The organism is Pseudoflavonifractor sp. AF19-9AC, from assembly GCF_003478995.1.
Lineage (GTDB): Bacteria > Bacillota > Clostridia > Oscillospirales > Oscillospiraceae > Lawsonibacter.
On record NZ_QUGI01000004.1, the window covers coordinates 57978 to 78324 of the forward strand.

The 20347-nt window shown below is 61.9% G+C and carries 17 protein-coding genes; 15 read left to right on the plus strand and 2 right to left on the minus strand.

Going from position 1 to position 20347, the window contains the following annotated elements:
* Positions 1 to 1596: a glucosyltransferase domain-containing protein gene (locus DWX58_RS08025; protein ID WP_199648735.1), complete on the minus strand. Its 1596-nt coding sequence runs from the start codon at positions 1594 to 1596 to the stop codon at positions 1 to 3.
* 210 nt (positions 1597 to 1806) lie between these two features.
* Positions 1807 to 2853: an aldose epimerase family protein gene (locus DWX58_RS08030; protein ID WP_118642719.1), complete on the minus strand. Its 1047-nt coding sequence runs from the start codon at positions 2851 to 2853 to the stop codon at positions 1807 to 1809.
* A gap of 134 nt (positions 2854 to 2987) precedes the next feature.
* Between DWX58_RS08030 and DWX58_RS08035 the strand changes: the two genes are divergently transcribed.
* From DWX58_RS08035 to clpP, 15 genes are all read left to right on the plus strand, one after another.
* Positions 2988 to 4025 (plus strand): LacI family DNA-binding transcriptional regulator, encoded by a 1038-nt coding sequence (locus tag DWX58_RS08035; protein ID WP_118642721.1) that lies wholly within the window; start codon positions 2988 to 2990, stop codon positions 4023 to 4025.
* Between the two features lie 129 nt (positions 4026 to 4154).
* Positions 4155 to 5456, plus strand: coding sequence for a galactokinase family protein (locus DWX58_RS08040; protein ID WP_118642723.1), 1302 nt, complete (start codon positions 4155 to 4157; stop codon positions 5454 to 5456).
* A gap of 35 nt (positions 5457 to 5491) precedes the next feature.
* Entirely contained in the window at positions 5492 to 6481 is a 990-nt protein-coding gene (galE, locus tag DWX58_RS08045) for a UDP-glucose 4-epimerase GalE (protein ID WP_118642725.1), read from the plus strand.
* 30 nt (positions 6482 to 6511) lie between these two features.
* Positions 6512 to 8002, plus strand: a complete 1491-nt coding sequence (galT, locus tag DWX58_RS08050; protein WP_118642727.1) for a UDP-glucose--hexose-1-phosphate uridylyltransferase — start codon at positions 6512 to 6514, stop codon at positions 8000 to 8002.
* A 410-nt stretch (positions 8003 to 8412) separates the two neighbouring features.
* Positions 8413 to 9426 (plus strand): 3-deoxy-7-phosphoheptulonate synthase, encoded by a 1014-nt coding sequence (gene aroF / locus DWX58_RS08055; RefSeq protein WP_118642729.1) that lies wholly within the window; start codon positions 8413 to 8415, stop codon positions 9424 to 9426.
* A gap of 2 nt (positions 9427 to 9428) precedes the next feature.
* Positions 9429 to 10505 (plus strand): 3-dehydroquinate synthase, encoded by a 1077-nt coding sequence (gene aroB, locus DWX58_RS08060; protein ID WP_118642731.1) that lies wholly within the window; start codon positions 9429 to 9431, stop codon positions 10503 to 10505.
* A gap of 5 nt (positions 10506 to 10510) precedes the next feature.
* Positions 10511 to 11746, plus strand: a complete 1236-nt coding sequence (locus DWX58_RS08065) for a 3-phosphoshikimate 1-carboxyvinyltransferase (protein ID WP_118642733.1) — start codon at positions 10511 to 10513, stop codon at positions 11744 to 11746.
* Positions 11736 to 12848 (plus strand): chorismate synthase, encoded by a 1113-nt coding sequence (gene aroC / locus DWX58_RS08070; RefSeq protein ID WP_118642735.1) that lies wholly within the window; start codon positions 11736 to 11738, stop codon positions 12846 to 12848. The genes DWX58_RS08065 and aroC overlap by 11 nt, the downstream gene beginning before the upstream one ends.
* A 36-nt stretch (positions 12849 to 12884) precedes the next feature.
* Positions 12885 to 14036: a prephenate dehydratase gene (gene pheA / locus DWX58_RS08075; RefSeq protein WP_243093350.1), complete on the plus strand. Its 1152-nt coding sequence runs from the start codon at positions 12885 to 12887 to the stop codon at positions 14034 to 14036.
* A complete protein-coding gene (locus DWX58_RS08080; RefSeq protein WP_243093352.1) occupies positions 14036 to 15268 on the plus strand; it encodes a shikimate kinase in 1233 nt (410 codons plus the stop codon). Before pheA ends, DWX58_RS08080 begins: the two co-directional genes overlap by 1 nt.
* Positions 15265 to 15708, plus strand: a complete 444-nt coding sequence (gene aroQ / locus DWX58_RS08085; protein ID WP_118642737.1) for a type II 3-dehydroquinate dehydratase — start codon at positions 15265 to 15267, stop codon at positions 15706 to 15708. Before DWX58_RS08080 ends, aroQ begins: the two co-directional genes overlap by 4 nt.
* A 209-nt stretch (positions 15709 to 15917) precedes the next feature.
* Positions 15918 to 17402, plus strand: a complete 1485-nt coding sequence (gene thrC / locus DWX58_RS08090) for a threonine synthase (protein WP_118642739.1) — start codon at positions 15918 to 15920, stop codon at positions 17400 to 17402.
* A gap of 4 nt (positions 17403 to 17406) precedes the next feature.
* Complete coding sequence (locus tag DWX58_RS08095; RefSeq protein WP_118642741.1) at positions 17407 to 18093, plus strand: metallophosphoesterase; 687 nt, start codon at positions 17407 to 17409, stop codon at positions 18091 to 18093.
* Positions 18094 to 18234: 141 nt separating this feature from the next.
* Positions 18235 to 19590: a trigger factor gene (gene tig / locus DWX58_RS08100; protein ID WP_118642743.1), complete on the plus strand. Its 1356-nt coding sequence runs from the start codon at positions 18235 to 18237 to the stop codon at positions 19588 to 19590.
* A 171-nt stretch (positions 19591 to 19761) separates the two neighbouring features.
* Positions 19762 to 20343: an ATP-dependent Clp endopeptidase proteolytic subunit ClpP gene (gene clpP / locus DWX58_RS08105; RefSeq protein WP_118642745.1), complete on the plus strand. Its 582-nt coding sequence runs from the start codon at positions 19762 to 19764 to the stop codon at positions 20341 to 20343.
* Positions 20344 to 20347: the final 4 nt, after the last annotated feature.

The window sequence follows — 20347 nt, forward strand, 5'->3', positions numbered from 1 at the left end:
TTATCTCCTGTTTTCGTACGCGATTTCAAAGTCCGATTTGGGGGTGTAGGTCTCCTGAACCTTGACCACCAGCTGACCGTCCAGGACCTGAATGGAGCCCTCCTGGGGATAGAGGGGCATTTGGGCAAATTCCGGGGAGGCGGCGGCTTCCGTAAGGACGGATTCCTCCGGCTCCTCCACAGGGATGTTCAGCCAATCGCTGAGGTAGTAATAGATGTGTTTGTTCAAGGGGGCCACCGTGTCGGTGGAGAGGCTATAATGGGCCACCTGACGGTAGCTGGGGATGTCCGCCCGGAGCGCATCGGTGGAGATGGCACCTACAATAACAATCTCCATCCCCGGCTCATAGCCAGGGCAGCTCTCAATGCGGGTCATCAGCCGGGTGGCGTAGCTCTCGGTGGCGCGGTGGGCCTGAGCCGAGGCGGTGTAGAGCAGATTGTTGGTGTTCAGGCAGAACAGCAGCACCCCGGCGCACCAGAGCGCGGTGCAGGAGAGGGCGGCTTTTTGAAGCCGCGCCGGTTCGGGGATGGCGTCTGCCTGGTCCGCCAGCAGAAATACCGCCAGATAGACGCACACAAAGGCGTACTTCATCAGCGGGGTGGGGATGGAGTAGGGGGAGAGGACCTGCATAAAGTTCATGCCCAGGGGGAGCAGGGCCAGCATGGCCAGGGCACCAGCCACACGCCAAAGATCCTTATGAAGCCCGCGCTTTCGGAAGCAGCTGACCAAAAAGACAAGGCCAAGAAGTCCAGCCACCAGATCCAGCACAGCCATGAAGGGGGAACAGAAGGCATCCCCGGAGCCGGGAACGAAGAAGAAGGCTACCACCTGCTTGTAGGAGCGGAAGATGAGGCTGGGCAGGCTGCCGAAGGGGTAGCCCGAGCTGGCCGCATCCATGCCCAGGTAGGACAGAAGCTCCAGGTCCTTCACCTTCAAAAAGACCATCAGAATGCTGTAATAGAGGGCCGCGCCCACCGCCAGATAGGCCACCAGGGAGAGTCCCAGACGGAAAGTACCCCGGAAGTCGGCGTCCGGGTTCAGGGTCTCCCGGAAGAGAACCAGCAGGGACAGGGAGATGGCCAGGGTCACATAGGCCTGATAAGTGCCCATAGAGAGGGCCAGCAGCACCACGCCGGCCACCCAGCCCAGCTTGCCCCGCCGGGCCAGCCACACAGATAGCACTGCCAGCAAAATGGCCAGACAGTAGGCGCTGGCGGTGAACATGTAGAGGAAGGTGTAGCCCATGCAGGGGAAGGCAGCTATCACCGCTCCGGTCAGACCGGCCAGAACCTTGCTGCGGATGGCCAGCAGGTCCACTGCAAATGCGGCGGCCAGAGCAAGAAAGAGCAGGGACAACAGGCCAATGACCGCCGGCATCTGAGTAAAGTCATTCAGCGCCGAGGCGTAGTGAAGAAACCACCGGCCGGAGACGGTCATCTGCTGGGTGTCGAAGACCCGGCTGAGGCCGTCGGAGTTGGGGATGATGTTGGTAAAGGCGTAGAGGTGGACCAGATAACCGGTCACCAGACAGCTGAAGAAGGCAGATTTGTGGGCTGGAGCCAGTCGCCGCCACAAAGTCTGACCTTGCGAATCCATAAACATAGCATTCCTCCCGAAAAATGGGCATAAAAATCCAGCACATATTATAGGCCTTTTTTCTCGGTAATGCAAGGCGAAACCGCCCTTTTTGGCAGGAGAGCACAGAACTTTCCATCATTTACGCGCTGTGGAGCCAAAGAAACCGAGCTGCCCCCTTTATTTTAAAGAGAAAGGGAAACGCCGTGGGCGTTTCCCTTAATGGATCGATTATTCCGTGTAGAAGACAAAACGTGTGGTGTGATCGTACCGATCTCCCGCCCGCAGAACCGTGGAGGGGAAGGCGGGCTGGTTGGGGGAGTCGGGGAAGAATTGGGTCTCCAGGCAGAAGGCGTGGCGGGGACCGTAAGATGCGCCGCCCTTGCCCGGACAGCCCTCCGGGAGGAAGTTGGCCGTATAAAGCTGCATCCCGGGCAGGGTGGTCTCCGCCTCCATCCCAATGCCGGTTTTGGAGGAGAATGCCCGGGCGGCAGGGCGGAGGGTGCCCACAGGGCCGTCCACCACATAGTTGTGGTCGTAGCCGTGGCCCAGCTTCAGCTGCTCAAAGTCATCCTCGATGCGGGCGCCGATGGGGGTGGGGGTATGGAAATCCATGGGAGTACCCTCCACAGGCTCCAGGGTGCCATAGGGGATGCTGGTCTCGTTGGCGGGGGTGTAGCGGGAGGCGGAGAGGGAGAGTGTCTGGTCCAACACCGGACCGGAGCCCTGTCCCGCCAGGTTAAAGTAGCTGTGGTTGGTCAGATTGCAGACGGTGTCCCCGTGGGCCAGGGCCTCGTAGTGAAGGGAGAGGGCGCGGTCCTCCAGAGCATAGGTGACCCGGAGGGAGAGAGCACCGGGGTAGCCCTCCTCGCCATCGGGGCTCTCCAGGGTGAGAACCGCCTTTTGCGGGGTGAGCTCCTCCACCGTCCACACCCGGTAGGAGTAACCCACAATGCCGCCGTGGAGGTGGTTGGGACCGTTGTTGACCGCCAGGGAGTAGGTCTTGCCGTTGAGGGAGAACTGTCCCTTGGCGATGCGGTTGGCGTACCGGCCCACCACGGCGCCCAGATAGCCGTCCCGGGTCTCGTAGTCGGACAGGTGGTCATAGCCCAGCACCACGTCTACTGGCCGACCCTCTTGGTCTGGGACGGTCAGGGTGCGCAGGGTGGCGCCAAAGGTGAGGATTTCACAGGAGATGGTACCGTTGTCCAGGGTGAGCAGCTCCACTGGCTCGCCACTGCGGGTGGTGCCAAAGGGGGTGCGGGAAGGCTGATTCATGGCGGGGGCCTCCTTACAAAAAATAGATTATAGCTAGTGTAGCAGATTTCCCTCCAAAAGGGAATCTTTCCCCTTGCCAAAGCGGGACAAATATGGTAGTTTAATTTTAGTAAAAATTATGGAGGAGAGGCGCTGTGGCAACCTTAAAGGAGTTGGCGGACCGGACGGGCTATTCCCCCGCCACCATTTCCCGCATTCTCAGCGGGGATCCCGCCCTGTCGGTGACGCCGGAGGCCCGACGGAAGGTGCTGGAGGAGGCGGGGCGGCTGAACTACACCGCGACCCGCAGCCGCCGGGGCCGGACGCCCAAGGGGGTGCTCCGGGTGGGGGTGGCGGAGATGCTTACCCCAGTCCAGCAGCTGGACGACCCCTACTATTTGTATCTGAGCAATTTCGTGCGTCAGGGCTGCATGGACAAAAAGTACACCTGCCTCACGCTGGAGAGCAGGGGAGAGGGCTTCCTTCCGCCGGAGGGGGAGAAGCTGGACGGCATTGTGGCCATCGGCCTCTTCACTCCAGCACAGATCGAGTCCCTGGCTGCCCTCACCCCCAACGTGGTGTTTGTGGACTCCTCCCCCTTTGAGCAGCGGTTTGACTCGGTGGTACTGGGGTATGAGCTGGGCATCTCTCTGGCTCTGGAGCATCTGACCCAGCTGGGCCACCGGCATATCGGCTACATCGGGCCGGTCTATAAGCTGGACGACTACCGCCGCCGGGCTCCCGAGGTGCGCCGGCAGCTGTTTTTGAAGATGATGGAGCGGCAGAATCTGATGGAGGGGGCCCGTCTGCTGGACTGCCCCATGGAGGCTCAGGCCGCCGCCCGGGCGGTAGGGGAGCTGCTGGCCTCGGGGGAGCCGTGTCCCACCGCCTTCCTGTGCGCCAACGAGGAGAGTGCTATCGGCGCTCTGCGGGCGCTGAACGAGGCGGGGCGGCGGGTGCCCCAGGAGGTATCGGTGGTGTCCTTCAACGATACCCCCCGTTCCTCCCTAGTGGACCCGCCTCTCACCTCCGTATCCACCCACGTGGAGGAGATGGCGCGCACTGCTTTGCGCATGCTGAGTGAGCGGGCCGTGCTGCCCGGTAAGGAGCCTGTCCGCACCTTGCCACTGAAGGTGGTGGTTCCTCCCTCCCTGGTGGTGCGGGGGAGCAGCGCCCCGGTGGCAGAGCGGTAAAAATCACCAGAAAAACAGAACCGTTTCTGTGCACAAAGCCAAAGTTTGTAAAAGGAAAAAATAGTGGTTGAATTTTTAGTAAAAATTAAATATACTGAACACAACAGAATGAAAATGAGGTGACTGCCCATGTATTCCTGTCAAGCGCTGCGCCGCTCCCTGTCCGCCGGGGAGCATGATCAGGTTCTTTCCCAGCTGTACGCCCTGGACGGGGCGGACAGCAGTCTGGCTGCCGCCCGGGCCCGGGCCCTGCGGGTGGTGGAGGCTTTCCAGGAGCACTTCGCCCCCAAGGAGGATACCCCTGCCGCCCTGTTCAGCGGCCCCGGCCGCACGGAGATCGGCGGCAATCACACCGACCATCAGCATGGCCGGGTGCTGTGCGGCAGCGTGGATTTGGATATGCTGGCCTGCGCCGCTCCCAACGGCCTGAACGTCATCCGGGTGGTGTCCGAGGGCTACCCCGTGTTGAAGGTGGAGCTGGACAAGCTCATCCCCCGGAAGGAGGAGCGCAACACCTCCGCCGCTCTGGTGCGGGGCGTGGCCGCCAAGATTCAGGAACTGGGCTACCCCCTGGCCGGCTTTGACGCCTATGTGACCTCCAGCGTCCTGTCCGGCTCCGGCCTGTCCTCCTCGGCGGCTTATGAGATTCTCATCGGCAATATCATCAACCACTTCTGCTGCGGCGGGGCCCTGGACCCCATCTCTCTGGCCAAAATCGGCCAGTACGCGGAGAACGTCTACTTCGGCAAGCCCAGCGGCCTCATGGACCAGATGGGCTCCTCCGTGGGCGGAGCGGTGGCCATCGACTTTGCCGACCCGGCCGCCCCGGTGGTGGAGAAGGTGGAGTACGACTTCACCCGCTCCGGCCATGTGTTGTGCATTGTGGACACCGGCTCCTGCCACGCCGACCTTACCGACGACTATACCGACATTACCCGGGAAATGGGCGCGGTGGCCGCTCACTTCGGCAAGCAGTACCTGCGCCAGGTGGAGGAGGCGGAATTCCTGGCCGCCATTCCCGCTCTGCACGACGAGTGCGGCGATCGGGCGGTGCTGCGGGCCCTCCACTTCTTTGAGGATGACCGCCGGGCGGCGGAGGAGACCAAGGCCCTGAAGGACGGGGACTTTAACCGCTTCCTGCAGCTGCTGAGGGCCTCCGGCCTGTCCTCCGCGCTCCATCTGCAGAACACCTGGTCCATCGCCGACCCCAAGCAGCAGGCCATTCCCATGGCGCTGGCTATGGGTGAGCGGCTGCTGGAGGGGACCGGAGCCATCCGGGTCCACGGCGGCGGCTTTGCCGGCACCATCCAGGCCTTTGTGCCCCAGGAGAAGCTGGCTGCCTTTAAGGAGGGCATGGAGGCCCTGCTGGGCAGCGGAAAATGTCACGTGCTGCACATCCGTCCCGTGGGCGGCTGTGTGGTCATCAAATAATGTAGGGAACAGGGTAAGAAAGGAAGGAACTTCACATGGCAATTCTGGTTTTGGGCGGAGCCGGCTACATCGGCTCCCACACCGTGTATGAACTCATTGAGGCCGGCCGGGACGTGGTAGTGGCCGATAACCTGCTCACCGGTTTCAAACAGGCCGTTCACCCCAAGGCCCGCTTCTATCAGCTGGACATCCGGGACCGGGGCGCTCTGGACACCCTCTTCCAAGCCGAGCACATCGAGGGCGTCATCCACTTCGCCGCCTCCTCCCAGGTGGGCGAGTCCATGTCTGACCCCCTGAAGTACTATGACAACAACCTCTACGGCACCATGGTGCTGCTCCAGTCCATGGTGGCCCACGGCGTGGACAAGATCGTTTTCTCCTCTACCGCCGCCACCTACGGTGAGCCCGAGCGAGTGCCCATTCTGGAGAGCGACAAGACCGTGCCCACCAACTGTTACGGCAACACCAAGCTGTCCATGGAGCAGATGATGAGCTGGGTGTCCAAGGCCCACGGCCTGAAGTATGTGGCTCTGCGCTACTTCAACGCCTGCGGTGCCCACCCCTCCGGCGCCATCGGTGAGGCCCACAACCCTGAGACCCACCTTATCCCCATCATTCTCCAGGTACCCAACGGCCAGCGGGACCATGTGGGTATCTTCGGCGACGACTACCCCACCCCCGACGGTACCTGCATCCGGGACTATATCCACGTCACCGACCTCGCTCAGGCTCACATCCTGGCCCTGGACTACCTGCTGAAGGGTGGAGACAACAACGTCTTCAACCTGGGCAACGGCGTGGGCTTCTCCGTCAAGGAAGTCATCGACGTGGCCCGGAAGGTCACCGGACACCCCATCCCCGCCGAGGTTTCTCCCCGCCGGGCCGGCGATCCCGCCCAGCTCATCGCCTCCTCCGAGAAGGCGATCAATGTCCTGGGCTGGAAGCCCCAGTATGCCGATCTGGAGACCATCGTCTCCTCCGCCTGGGCCTGGCACAAGAGCCATCCCCACGGCTTTGAAGACTGAGCCGGGAAGAAACAGACGAGGTGAATTGCTATGATTGACGCCGCTGTGTCCAAACTGGCCACCTACGCCCTGCGTACCGGGCTCATTGAGGAGAACGAGTACACCTGGGCCATCAACACCATTCTGGATACCCTGAAACTGGACAGCTATACCGACCCCGGAGAGGAGTGGGGAGAGATTCAGCTGGCTCCCGTGCTGGACGAACTGCTGGACGACGCCTATGCCCGCGGCGTGCTGACGGAGAACTCCGTGGTCTACCGGGACCTCTTTGACACCGAGCTTATGGGCCGGCTCACCCCCCGGCCCGCCCAGGTGATTGAGAAGTTCCAGGCCCTGCGGGCAGAGGCCCCCAAGAAGGCCACCGACTGGTACTATAAGTTCAGCCAGGACACCAACTACATCCGCCGGGACCGCATCGCCAAGGATATGCAGTGGAAGGCTCCCACCGAGTACGGGGAGCTGGACATCACCATCAACCTGTCCAAGCCGGAGAAGGATCCCAAGGCCATCGCTGCCGCCCGGAACCTGCCTGCCTCTGCCTATCCCCGCTGCCAGCTGTGCGCGGAGAACGAGGGTTACGCCGGCCGGGTGAACCACCCCGCCCGGCAGAACCACCGCATCGTTCCCATCACCATCAACGGTTCTCCCTGGTTCCTGCAGTACTCTCCCTATGTGTACTACAACGAGCACTGCATCTGCCTCAACAGTGAGCACACTCCCATGAAGATTGACCGGGCCTGCTTTGGGAAGCTGCTGGACTTTGTGAGCCAGTTCCCCCACTACTTTGTGGGCTCCAACGCCGACCTGCCCATCGTGGGCGGCTCCATCCTGGCCCACGACCACTTCCAGGGCGGGCGGTACACCTTCGCCATGGAGAAGGCTCCCGTGGAGACTCCCTTCACCTTCCCGGGCTACGAGGATGTGAAGGCGGGCATCGTCAAGTGGCCCATGTCCGTCATCCGACTGACCTGCGCTGACCGGGAGCGGCTGGTGGACCTGGCCGACCGGATTCTGGGCCTGTGGCGGAGCTATACCGACGAGAGTGCCACCATTCTGGCCGAGACCGACGGGGAGCCCCACAACACCATCACCCCCATTGCCCGGAGAAGGGGAGAGGACTACGAGCTGGATCTGGTGCTGCGCAACAACCTGACCACTCCGGAGCACCCCCTGGGTCTCTACCACCCCCACGCCGAGCTCCACCACATCAAGAAGGAGAACATCGGTCTCATCGAGGTCATGGGTCTGGCTGTCTTGCCTGCCCGCCTGAAGACGGAACTGGCCGCCGTGGCCGATGCCCTGGCCTCCGGCGCTGACCTGCGGGCCGATGAGCTTACCGAGAAGCACGCCGACTGGGCGGAGGGCTTCCGGAGCAAGTACCAGATTACCCGGGAAAACGCTCTGGACATCGTCCAGAAGGAGACCGGTCTGGTCTTTGCCAAAGTGCTGGAGCACGCCGGTGTCTACAAGCGGGACGAGGCGGGCCGACAGGCCTTCCTGCGTTTCCTGGCCACCGTATAATCCAAAAAACAAGCCGCATGCCCCGCCGGATTGTCCGGCGGGGCATGTTTCTATGTGGCCTGTCAAATGGAAGCCAGAGGGACGGGGTCTGGGAGAGAAGTTTTGAAAAAGTTTCGAAAAAAACGGTTGACAGTGTCCGGCCCCGGTGCTATCATGCGAACTAGGATTTTAGAACCACAGAGGAGTCTACCATGAAGAATCTGTTTGCAGCTTTCTTTTTTAACTACTTTTACTTTTTTGGCTTCAGTGCTGACAAGGTAAAAGTGCTTTTTGCTGCAAATAATGGTGCGACCACCTTTGCGTAAGTAAGGGATCGAATCGAAGGCCTGCGGTGAAAAACACTTCACCGCAGGTCTTTTTTGTGGCCTGTGGTGAGGCCGCGGGAATCCACAGGAAAGGAACGAATTGCTATGATTATCATTGTGAAGCAGGGCACAAAAGAGGAGCGTGTACAGGATTTGATTCACTGGATTGAGTCGCAGAATCTGCGGACCCATGTCTCCACCGGAGACTACTCCACGGTCATCGGTGTCATCGGTGATACCAGCAAGCTGGACGGGGACCTCATTTCCGGCCTGGACATTGTCCAGGGGGTCAAGCGGGTGTCCGAGCCCTTCAAGAGCGCCAACCGGAAGTTCCATCCCGAGGATTCCATCATCGAGGTGGGGGAGCAGAAGCTGAAGGTAGGCCACGGCAACTTCGCCCTCATCGCCGGCCCCTGCTCGGTGGAGAGTGAGGAGCAGATCATCTCCGTGGCCAAGAGCGTTAAGGCCGCCGGGGCCACCATGCTCCGGGGCGGCGCCTTCAAGCCCCGCACCTCCCCCTACGACTTCCAGGGCCTGAAGGCCGATGGCATTGAGCTGCTGCTGGAGGCCAAGCGGGAGACCGGCCTGCCCATCGTCACCGAGATCATGAACGCCAACCACCTGCCCCTCTTCGAGGATGTGGACGTCATCCAGGTGGGGGCCCGGAACATGCAGAACTTCGAACTGCTGAAGGAGCTGGGCAAGACCAAGAAGCCCATTCTTCTCAAGCGCGGCCTGGCCAACACCATCAAGGAGCTGCTGATGAGCGCCGAGTACATTATGGCTGGGGGCAACGAGAACGTCATCCTCTGTGAGCGGGGCGTCCGCACCTTCGAGACGGCCACCCGCAATACCCTGGACCTGTCCGCCGTGCCCGTCCTCCACGAGCTCACCCATCTGCCCGTGGTGGTAGACCCCAGCCACGCCACCGGCGTGGCCCGGTACGTCAAGCCCATGGCCCTGGCGGCGGCGGCCTGCGGGGCGGACGGCCTCATCATCGAGGTCCACAACGATCCGCCCCACGCCCTGTGTGACGGCGCCCAGTCCCTGCGGCCCGAGCAGTTTGAGGACGTGGCCAAGGCGGTGCGGGCCGTCCGTGCGGCCGTTCAGGAGGGTTAACCATGAAGACACTGGCGGTCAATACCTCCCGGCCCTATGAAATTCAGATTGAGCGGGGCGCCCTGGACCGGGCGGGGGAGCTGTGCGCTAAGGCACTTCCCCGGGCCAAAAAGCTGGCGGTGGTCACCGACAGCAACGTGGAGCCCCTGTACCTGGACCAGACGGTGGACAGCCTGAGCAAAGCGGGCTTCCAGGTCCAGAGCTTTTCCATCCCCGCCGGGGAGGCCTCCAAGAACGCCGGGCAGCTGGTTCGTCTGTGGGAGGAGCTGATGGCCTTCGGCATGACCCGTACCGACGCTGTGGTGGCCCTGGGCGGCGGGGTGGTGGGAGACCTGGCGGGCTTTGTGGCCGCCACCCTCCTGCGGGGCGTGGACTTTGTCCAGATTCCTACCACTCTTCTGGCTCAGGTGGACTCCTCAGTGGGGGGGAAGGTGGCCATTGACCTCCAGGCGGGCAAGAACCTGGCCGGGGCCTTCTGGCAGCCCAGCCTGGTGATCATCGACCCGGACTGTCTCAATACCCTGCCCGACCGGACCTTCTCCGATGGCATGGCCGAGGTCATCAAATACGGCTGCATCCTGGACGACGACCTGTTTGAGCTATTGGACCGGTGCGGTAGCCGGGCAGGGGTGATGGAACACATTGAGGACGTGGTCTACACCTGCTGCGACCTGAAGCGCCGGGTGGTGGTGGAGGACGAACGGGACACCGGCGCCCGTCAGCTGCTGAACTTCGGCCACACCATCGGCCATGCCTTTGAGCTGGCTGGACACTATGAGACCTGGACCCACGGCCAGGGGGTGGCCGCCGGCATGAACTGGGCGGCCCAGCTGGGTGTTGGCCTGGGCGTGACGCCCCCGGAGGCGGTAGAGCGCATTCAGGAGATTTTGAAGAAGTACGACCTGCCTCTGGACATTCCCTGTCCCTGGGACACCATGACCCGGGCGGTGAGGCTGGACAAAAAACGGACGGGTGACAGCATCCACCTGATTCTTCTGGAAAAGCTGGGCAGGGCAGTGCGCCGGAAGATGACCCGGGACGAGCTTCTGGGCCTGCTGGAGCCCATGTGCGGGAGATGAGCAGTATGAACGTCAAAATCCAACCGGGCAAACTAAAGGGGGCGGTGACGCCGCCTCCCAGCAAAAGCCAGGCCCACCGGGTCATTCTGGCCGCCGCCCTGGCAAAGGGGAAAAGCCGGCTGGAGAACGTGGCCTTTTCCCAGGATATCCTGGCTACTCTGAGCTGTGTCCGGGCCCTGGGAGCCCGGTGGGAGCAGAAAGGGGAGCGGACCCTGGAGATTACCGGCATGGGGGGCGTCTTCCGACCAGGTAAGGAGCTGCCCCGCTTTGACTGCGGGGAGTCCGGTTCTACCCTGCGTTTTCTCATCCCCATCGCCCTTGCAGTGGCCGGAGGCGGCGTGTTTACTGGCCGCGGACGGCTGATGGAGCGGCCCCAGGAACCCTACATGAACCTGTTCCGTGAGAAGGGAATTGCGTGGGAGCAGGAGGGCGACACCTTAACAGTGCGGGGACGGCTGGGGGCGGGGGAGTATGCGCTCCCGGGCAACGTGTCCAGCCAGTTTTTCACTGGACTTCTCTACGCTCTGCCCCTGGTGGAGGGGGAGTCCCGCATTGTGCCCACCACTCCGGTGGAGAGCCGGGACTACATCGCCATGACGCTGGACGCTCTGGCCGGGGCGGGTGTCACAGTGACTGAACCGCATATGAATGTAAAGTGCTTTCGCATGACGGGAAAAATGGATTATCAGGCGGGCAACCGCACCGTGGAGTCCGACTGGTCCCAGGCCGCTTTTTGGTACGCGGCCAACTTCCTGGGCAGCGAGGTCACCATTCAGGAGATGAACCCCTACTCCGCCCAGGGGGACAAGGCGGTGTCTGCTTTTTACTGGAAGCTGGCCCGACCGGGGGACGTGGAGCTGGACGTGTCCCAGTACCCCGACCTGGTGCCTCCGCTGGCAGTCATGGCGGCGGTGCGCCGGGGGACGGCACGGCTCACCAACGCGGCCCGGCTGCGGATGAAGGAGAGCGACCGCCTCGCCTCGGTGACAGCAGCCCTCACCGCCCTAGGAGCGGATATGGAAGAGGGACCGGACAGCCTGACCATCCACGGCCTGGACCACCTGGCGGGGGGCGGCGTGGTGGACAGCCACAACGACCACCGTATCGCCATGATGACCGCCGTAGCCGCCGCTGCCTGTGAGAATCCCGTCACCCTGGAGGGGGCGGAGTGTGTGGCCAAGTCCTACCCCGAGTTCTGGGACCACTATCAAAAGCTGGGAGGGAGCGTAAATGTCCTCTGAATTTGGAAAGAATATCCATGTATCCATTTTCGGCCAGTCACACGCCCCTGCCATTGGAGTGTGCGTGGACGGACTGCCCGCCGGAGAGCGGGTGGACCTGGAGGAACTGGGCCGGTTTTTGAGCCGCCGGGCCCCTGGACACAGCGACGTGTCCACCCCCCGGAAGGAGGCGGACCTGCCCAAAATCCTGTGCGGCCTGGTGGACGGGGTGACCTGCGGAGCCCCGCTGGCGGCGGTGATTGAAAACACCAACACCCGCTCTCAGGACTACGACAATCTGAAGGACGTGCCCCGGCCCGGACACGCCGACTATACCGCCCAGGTGCGGTACGGAGGTTGGCAGGACGCGGCGGGGGGCGGCCACTTCTCCGGGCGGCTTACAGCCCCCCTGTGCATTGCCGGAGGCATCGCGCTCCAGATTCTGTCCCGCCGGGGCATCCGGGTGGACGCCCACATCCAGAGCATCGCAGGGATTCAGGATAAACCCTTCTGCCCGACGGGTGAGAAAGGAGAACTCCTTGATAGTATAAAGACTGCCTCACTCCCGGTGTTGGACCCAGAGGCTGGGGAGAAGATGCACCAGAAAATTCTGGAGGCCAGAAGTCAGTGTAACTCAGTAGGGGGCGTGGTGGAGTGTATGGTCACCGGCCTGCCCGCTGGGCTGTGCGGCCCCCTCTTCGGCGGAATGGAGAGTCGCATGGCGGCGGCCATCTTCGGCATCCCGGCAGTGAAGGGCGTGGAATTTGGCGCCGGTTTTGAGGCAGCGGAGATGCTGGGCTCGGAGCACAATGACCCCTTTGTGGTGGAGGACGGGCAGATCCGCACCGCCACCAACTACGCCGGGGGTATCCTGGGGGGGATCACCACAGGAATGCCGCTGGTGTTCCGGGCGGCCTTTAAGCCTACGCCCTCCATCGCCCGGGAGCAGGACAGCGTGTCCCTCCGACGGATGGAGCCTGCCAAGCTGCAGGTAAAGGGCCGTCACGACCCCTGTGTGGTGCCTCGGGCGGTGCCGGTGGTGGAGGCCGCTGCGGCACTGGTGGTGCTGGACGTCCTGCTGGACGCGCCGGCCCGTCTGCCCGATACAGCAGACAACAAGTAATGGTTTATCGATCGATTGAATAGGAGGCTGAAGAACATGAGTGAAGAGCTGGAAGTACTGCGGGAACGCATTGACAACATTGACAAGCAGATGGTGGAGCTGTTCAAGCAGCGCATGGAAACCGCCGGTGAAATTGCGGACTACAAGCTGGCCAAAAGCCTGCCGGTCTACGCCGCCGCCCGGGAGCGTGCCCTGCTGGGCAAGGTAGGAGAGCAGGCGGGGGAGGAGCTGGCTGACTACGCCCAGTCGGTGTACCGCAGCATCCTCTCCGTCAGCCGTTCCTATCAGTACGGACGGGTGGGCGGTACTTCCCGGGTCTATGACAACATCCACAAGGCGTTGGAGACAACCCCGTCCCTGTTCCCCCAGCGGCCCACGGTGGCCTGCCAGGGCATTGAAGGGGCCTACTCCCAGATCGCCTGTGACCGCCTCTTCAAGGCGCCTACCATCATGTACTTCCAGACCTTCGACCACGTGTTCAAGGCGGTGGAGAGCGGCATGTGCCAGTACGGCATCCTGCCCATCGAAAACAGCACCGCTGGCTCCGTGAAGGCGGTGTACGACCTGATGCTGCGGCACAACTTCTACATTGTCCGCTCCGCCCGGCTGAAGGTGAGCCACAACCTGCTGGCCAAGCACGGCACCGACCTGTCTCAGGTGAAGGAGATTTTCTCCCACGAGCAGGCCATCAACCAGTGCGCCGGCTACCTGGCGGGGCTGAAGGACGTGAAGGTTACCGTGGTGGAGAATACCGCCACCGCCTCCCGCATGGTGGCCGAGTCCGACCGCACCGACGTGGCCGCCCTGTCCTCCCGGTTCTGCGCCGAGCACTACGGCCTGAACATTCTCCAGGAGAACGTCCAGGACCAGGACAACAACTACACCCGGTTCATCTGCATCTCCAAGAAGCTGGAGATCTACCCCGGGGCGGATCGCACCTCCCTCATGATCACTCTGCCCCACAAGCCGGGTACTCTTTATAATGTACTGGCCAAGTTCTACGCCCTGAACATCAACCTCCAGAAGCTGGAGAGCCGCCCCCTGCCTGAGCGGGAGTTCGAGTTCATGTTCTACTTCGACATCGACGCCTCGGTGTACGCCCCCGAGGTGGAGAAGCTGTTCCGGGACCTGGAGGCGGAGAGTGAACAGATGCGCTATCTGGGCACCTATAACGAGGTCATCTGCTGATGGAGGGCGGCTTGGAGTACGGGCTTATTGGGGAGAAGCTGGGCCACAGCTTTTCCCCGGCCATCCACCGCCGCCTGGCGGGCTATGACTACCGCCTGGTGGAGCTGCGGCCGGAGGAGCTGGGCCCCTTTCTGGAGAGCGGGGCCTTCTGGGGCCTGAATGTGACCATACCCTATAAAAAGGCGGTCATTCCCTACTGCCAGGAGCTGACTCCACAGGCCCGGCGCATCGGCAGCGTCAACACCATTGTCCGCCGGGCAGACGGCACCCTGCTGGGCCACAACACAGACTACGACGGCTTTGTCTGGATGCTCCGTTCCGCCGGGGCCCAAGTGGCGGGGAAGAAGGCCCTGATTCTGGGCACCGGCGGCGTGTCCCTTACGGTGAAAACGGTGCTGGAAGACCTGGGGGCGAGAGAGATTGTATTCATTTCCCGCTCCGGTGAGGACAATTACGAAAATCTGGACCGTCACGCCGACGCCCAGATCGTCGTCAACGCTACCCCGGTGGGGATGTATCCCAACACCGACGCATCCCCGGTGGACCTGTCCCGCTTCCCTCGGCTGGAGGGGGCCTTTGACCTCATCTACAACCCTGCCCGGACCCGGTTCCTGCTCCAGGCGGAGGAACGGGGCCTGTGCCGGGCCAATGGTCTGGGCATGCTGGTGGCCCAGGCCAAGGCGGCGGCGGAGCTCTTCCTGGGGATCCGTCTCCCCGACAGCAAGGTGGAGGAGATTACCCGGGAGATGGAGAGAGAAACCTGCAACTTGCTGCTCATCGGCATGCCCGGGTGCGGCAAGAGCACCGTGGGCCGGGCGCTGGCCGAGCGTTTGGGGCGGCAGCTGGTGGACCTGGACGAGCTCATTGAGCGGGAGACGGTGCGCTCCATTCCCGACATCTTTGCCCGGGAGGGGGAGGTGTACTTCCGCCGTCTGGAGCACGACGCCCTGTGCCGGGTGGGCCGGGAGTCGGGGCTGATCATCGCCGCCGGCGGGGGCATTGTGACCCAGCCGGACAACCTGGCTCCCATGCGGCAGAACTCCACTGTCATTTTCCTCAAGCGGGACGTGAGCCTGCTGCCGGTGGAAGGACGGCCCGTGTCCCAGGCCAATAATCTGCAGGAGCTCTACCGCCGCAGACTGCCCCTCTATGAGGCGGCCAGTGACCTGGAAGTAGAGAACCACCGGGTAGAGGACTCCGTGGAGGAAATCATCAGGAGGCTTGGCTTATGAAGCTGCTTGTCATTAACGGACCCAATCTGAATATGCTGGGCATCCGGGAGCCGGACATCTACGGCCGGCAGGATTATAAGGCTCTGATCGCCCTGATTGAGGAGACCTGTGCCCGTCTTGGGGTGGAGGTGGAGTGCTTCCAGTCCAACCACGAGGGGGCCATTGTGGACCGCATCCAGGCCGCCTATGGCCGGGAGGATGCCATCGTGATCAATCCCGCCGCCTATACCCACACCAGTGTGGCTATTCTGGACGCGCTGAAGGCAGTAGGCCTGCCGGCGGTGGAGGTCCACCTGTCCGACGTGAAGAGCCGGGAGGACTTCCGGCAGATCTCCTACGCCGGAAAGGCCTGCGAAAAGACCATCATGGGCAAGGGCTTCCAGGGCTATGTAGAGGCCATTGAATATCTGGCTGGGCGCTGCGGCGCATCCCAAAACTGATTGAAAAAGCCGCGCGGTATCCGCGCGGCTTTCCCCTTTTTAGGCAGAAAAGGAGGGGCAGGAAACGATCAGGGAGGGCGGCAGAGCGCCGCAGATTGGTTTTTCGGTGGAATCCCTTGACCTTCCCAGGGGAAACTGGCATAATATAATATCAAGTGTATGCGCTGCCCCCGGGCAGCTTCAGTTTGACACAGATGGGAGATTTTACGATGCAATACACCAGCACAAGAGATACTTCCGTCCGCTTCACTGCCTCCCAGGCCATTTCCCAGGGCCTGGCGTCAGACGGCGGCCTGCTGACCCCCTGTTACATCCCCAAGCTTCCGGGCAGCGCCCTAGAGGATCTGAAGGGTATGTCCTATCAGCAGCGGGCCATTTACATTATGAAGCAGTTTCTGGAGGAGTTTTCCGTCAAGGAGCTCACGGACTTTGCCGGCGCCGCCTATGGTCCGGCGAAGTTTGATACCCCTGCGGTGGCTCCGGTGCGGACGCTGAACGATAACACCCACTGCCTGGAGCTGTGGCACGGCCCCACCTGTGCCTTCAAGGACATGGCCCTGCAGATGCTGCCCCATCTGCTCACTGCCTCCCTCACCAAGACGGAGGAGTTCAAGACCGTGTTCATTCTGGTAGCCACCTCCGGTGACACGGGTAAGGGCGCTCTGGCCGGCTTCCAGGACGTGCCCCGGACCAAGATTCTGGTCTTCTATCCCAAGGATGGCGTGTCCCAGGTGCAGCAGCTGCAGATGATCACCCAGGAGGGAGACAATGTGGGCGTGGCCGCCGTCCAGGGCAACTTTGACGATGCCCAGACTGGCGTCAAGCGCCTCTTCTCCGACGAGAAGCTGCGCCAGACCCTGGCAGAGAAGGGCTATTTCTTCTCCTCGGCCAACTCCATCAACTGGGGCCGGGTGCTGCCTCAGATCGTGTACTATGTCTCCGCCTACTGCGACCTGCTGCGGGACGAAAAGATCACTGCCGGCCAGCCCATCAATGTCTGCGTGCCCACTGGCAATTTCGGCAACATCCTGGCCGCCTACTATGCCCGGGAGATGGGCGTGCCCATTGCCAAGCTGATCTGTGCCTCCAACAGCAACAACGTCCTCACCGACTTCATCTGTACCGGCACCTACGACCGGAACCGTACCTTCTATAATACCATGTCTCCCTCCATGGACATTCTCATCTCCTCCAACCTGGAGCGGCTTCTGCTGGCTATGACCCAGGATGTGGACGAGGTAAAGGGCTACATGGAGCAGCTGAACGCCACCGGCCGCTACCAGGTTAGCGATGTGGTGCGGGAGAAGATCCAGAAGCTGTTCTGCGGCTACTGCTGCGACGACCAGGAGACCCAGAAGGTCATCGGCCAGGTGTACGGCAAGTACCAGTACCTCATTGACCCCCACACCGCCGTGGCTGTGTCCGCCCTGGAGCAGTATCGGGCCGAGACCGGGGACAACACCCCCTGCGTGGTGGTGTCCACCGCCAGCCCCTTCAAGTTCTGCGACAGCGTGCTGGAGGCCCTGGGAGAGAAGGAAATTGCCCCTGGCCTGGACGCCCTGGATCAGCTGGCGGAAAAGACCGGCCTGCCCGCGCCCGCTCCTCTGGCCTCTCTGCGGAACAAGGCGGTCCGCTTCACCCAGGAGGTGGACAAGGAGCGCATGGAGGACGCGGTGCTGTCCATGCTGGAGTGAGCCTATGGCCCTCTATGCCATTGGAGACACCCACCTCTCCCTGAGCAGCGACAAGCCTATGGATGTCTTCGGCGGCGGCTGGACCGGCTACGTGGACAAGCTGCGCCGGGGCTTTGAGGCGGTGGAGCCGGAGGACACCGTGGTGCTGTGCGGGGACCTCTCCTGGGGCATGAGCCTGGAGGAGGCCCGGGAGGACTTCGCCTTTCTGGACAGTCTGCCGGGGCGGAAGCTGCTGATGAAGGGAAACCACGACTACTGGTGGACCACCGCCCTGAAGATGCGCCGCTTTTTCCAGGAGAATGGGTTTTCCACCCTGGAGCTGCTCCATAACAACTGCCATTTTTACGGCGACATTGCCCTGTGCGGAACCCGGGGCTGGTTCTACGAGGAGGACCGGGGCGAGCACAGCGCGAAAATCTTCAACCGGGAGCTCATCCGTCTGGAGGCATCCCTGAAGGCCGGGGGAGAGAAGGAGAAGTTCTGCTTCCTCCACTACCCGCCCCTGTATCAGGGCTACCGCTGTCAGGAGATCATTGACCTTCTGGAGCGGTACGGCGTGACGCGCTGCTATTACGGCCATCTCCACGGCGGAAGTCACCGCCTGGCGGTGTCCGGACAGCGGGGAAAGGTGGAATATCACCTGGTCGCGGCGGACTATTTGGGCTTCCAGCCGGAAAAAATTCTGCCGTGAAGAAAAATTCATGGAAATTTCTTAAAATTACTCTGGTCAAACAGAGACAAATCTGATAAAATATCGTGGCGAAAGTAAAAACAAGCGGCGACTGGCTGCCTCAGTGGCAGGCGGTCGGTGCCGACAGGAGGAAATTGACAAATGAAGGTCACCAGTGTTGAGAAGAAAGAAAAGAGCACGGTCGAGCTGACCATCGAGGTTGGAGCCGAGGAGTTCGAGGCTGCTGTTCAGCAGGCCTACCTGAAGAACCGCGGCCGCATCTCCGTTCCCGGCTTCCGTAAGGGCAAGGCTCCCCGGAAGATCATCGAGGGAATGTACGGCGCCGGCGTGTTTTATGAAGATGCCATCAATGCCGTCTATCCCGGCGCCTATGAGGAGGCCGTGAAGGAGCAGAACCTGGACGACGTGGGTTACCCCAAGATGGAGGTCGTCGAGGTGGGCAAGGATGGCTTCACCTTCAAGGCTCTGGTTTCTGTCCGTCCCGAGGTCAAGCTGGGCACCTACAAGGGCCTGACCGCTCCCAAGGAGGAGGCCAAGGTCACCGAGAAGGACATCGACAATGAGCTCAAGCCCTACATCGAGCGCGCCACCCGCCTGGTGAGCGTCAAGCGCAAGGCCAAGAAGGGCGACACCGCCGTCATTGACTTTGAGGGCTTTGACAACGGCACTCCCTTCGAGGGCGGCAAGGGCGAGAACTACGAGCTGAAGCTGGGTTCCGGCACCTTCGTCCCCGGCTTTGAGGAGCAGGTCATCGGCATGAAGGCCGGTGAGGAGAAGGACCTGGACATCACCTTCCCCGAGGACTATCACGCCGACCTGGCCGGCAAGGCCGTGGTCTTCCACGTGAAGGTCAACGAGGTCAAGGAGCCCCAGGCTCCCGAGGTGGACGACGAGTTCGCCAAGGACGTGTCCGAGTTTGAGACTCTGGAGGCCTTCCGCAAGGACCTGGGCGAGAAGCTGGCCGACCGCCGCAGCAAGCAGGCTCAGGCCGACTTCGAGAACGGCGTCATGGAGCAGCTGGTGGCCAACATGGAGTGCGAGATCCCCGACGGCATGGTGGAGGTCCAGCTGGACAAGCTGATGGACGATTACGCCATGCGGCTGCAGAGCCAGGGCATCTCCATGGATGACTACATGAAGATGATGAACATGAACGGCGAGATGGTCCGGGCCTCTGCCCGTCCCTCCGCTCTGCGTCAGGTTCAGATGGAGCTGGCCCTCACCGCCGTGGCCGACGCTGAGAACCTGGAGGTCACCCAGGAGGAGATCGACGCCGAGATCAAGCGTCTGGCCGAGCAGTACGGCCTGGCTGAGGAGCAGGTGAAGGCCGCTGTTCCCGCCGAGGATCTGAAGCGTGACCTGCGCCTGAAGAAGGCCAACGACCTGGTCCTGGCCGAGGCCAAGCCCGGCAAGGCCAAGAAGGCTGCTGCCAAGAAGACCAAGAAGAAGGAAGAGGCTGCTGAGGAGCCTCAGGCCGAGGAAACCAAAGCCGAGTAACTTCATTACGTCCCGGGGCGGCAAAAGCCGCCCCGGGCGCCTGTATCTTGACGGAGAGGGAGATACCGGAGCCGATACGGGTTTTGTGTGTGCCCGGAACCGGGACGGGAGGAATGATTTCCCACGGTTTGGGTATAATTTGGTATCACGTCTCGAAAAGGAGTATTGATCATGAGTTTAGTTCCCTATGTAGTAGAGCAGACCAACCGGGGCGAGCGCTCCTACGACATCTTCTCCCGTCTGCTGAACGACCGTATCATCATGCTGTCCGAGGAGGTCAACGACACCACTGCCTCTCTGGTGGTGGCCCAGCTTCTGTATCTGGAGGCCCAGGACCCCGACAAGGACATTCAGTTCTACATTAACAGCCCCGGCGGGTCTGTGACTGCCGGTATGGCCATCTATGACACCATGCAGTACGTCAAGTGTGACGTGTCCACCATCTGCATCGGTCTGGCCGCCTCCATGGGAGCCTTCCTGCTCTCCTCCGGAGCCAAGGGCAAGCGCTTCGCCCTGCCCAACGCGGAAATTATGATTCACCAGCCCTCCGCCGGTACCCAGGGCCAGATTACCGACATGGCCATCCATCTCAAGCGGCTGGAAGTCGTGAAGAAGCGCATGAACCGCATCCTGTCTGAGAACACGGGCAAATCCATTGAGGTGGTCACCGCCGACTGTGAGCGGGACAACTTCATGACCGCCCAGGAGGCTGTGGAGTACGGCCTCATCGACCGGGTGATCGATAAGCGCTGAGACA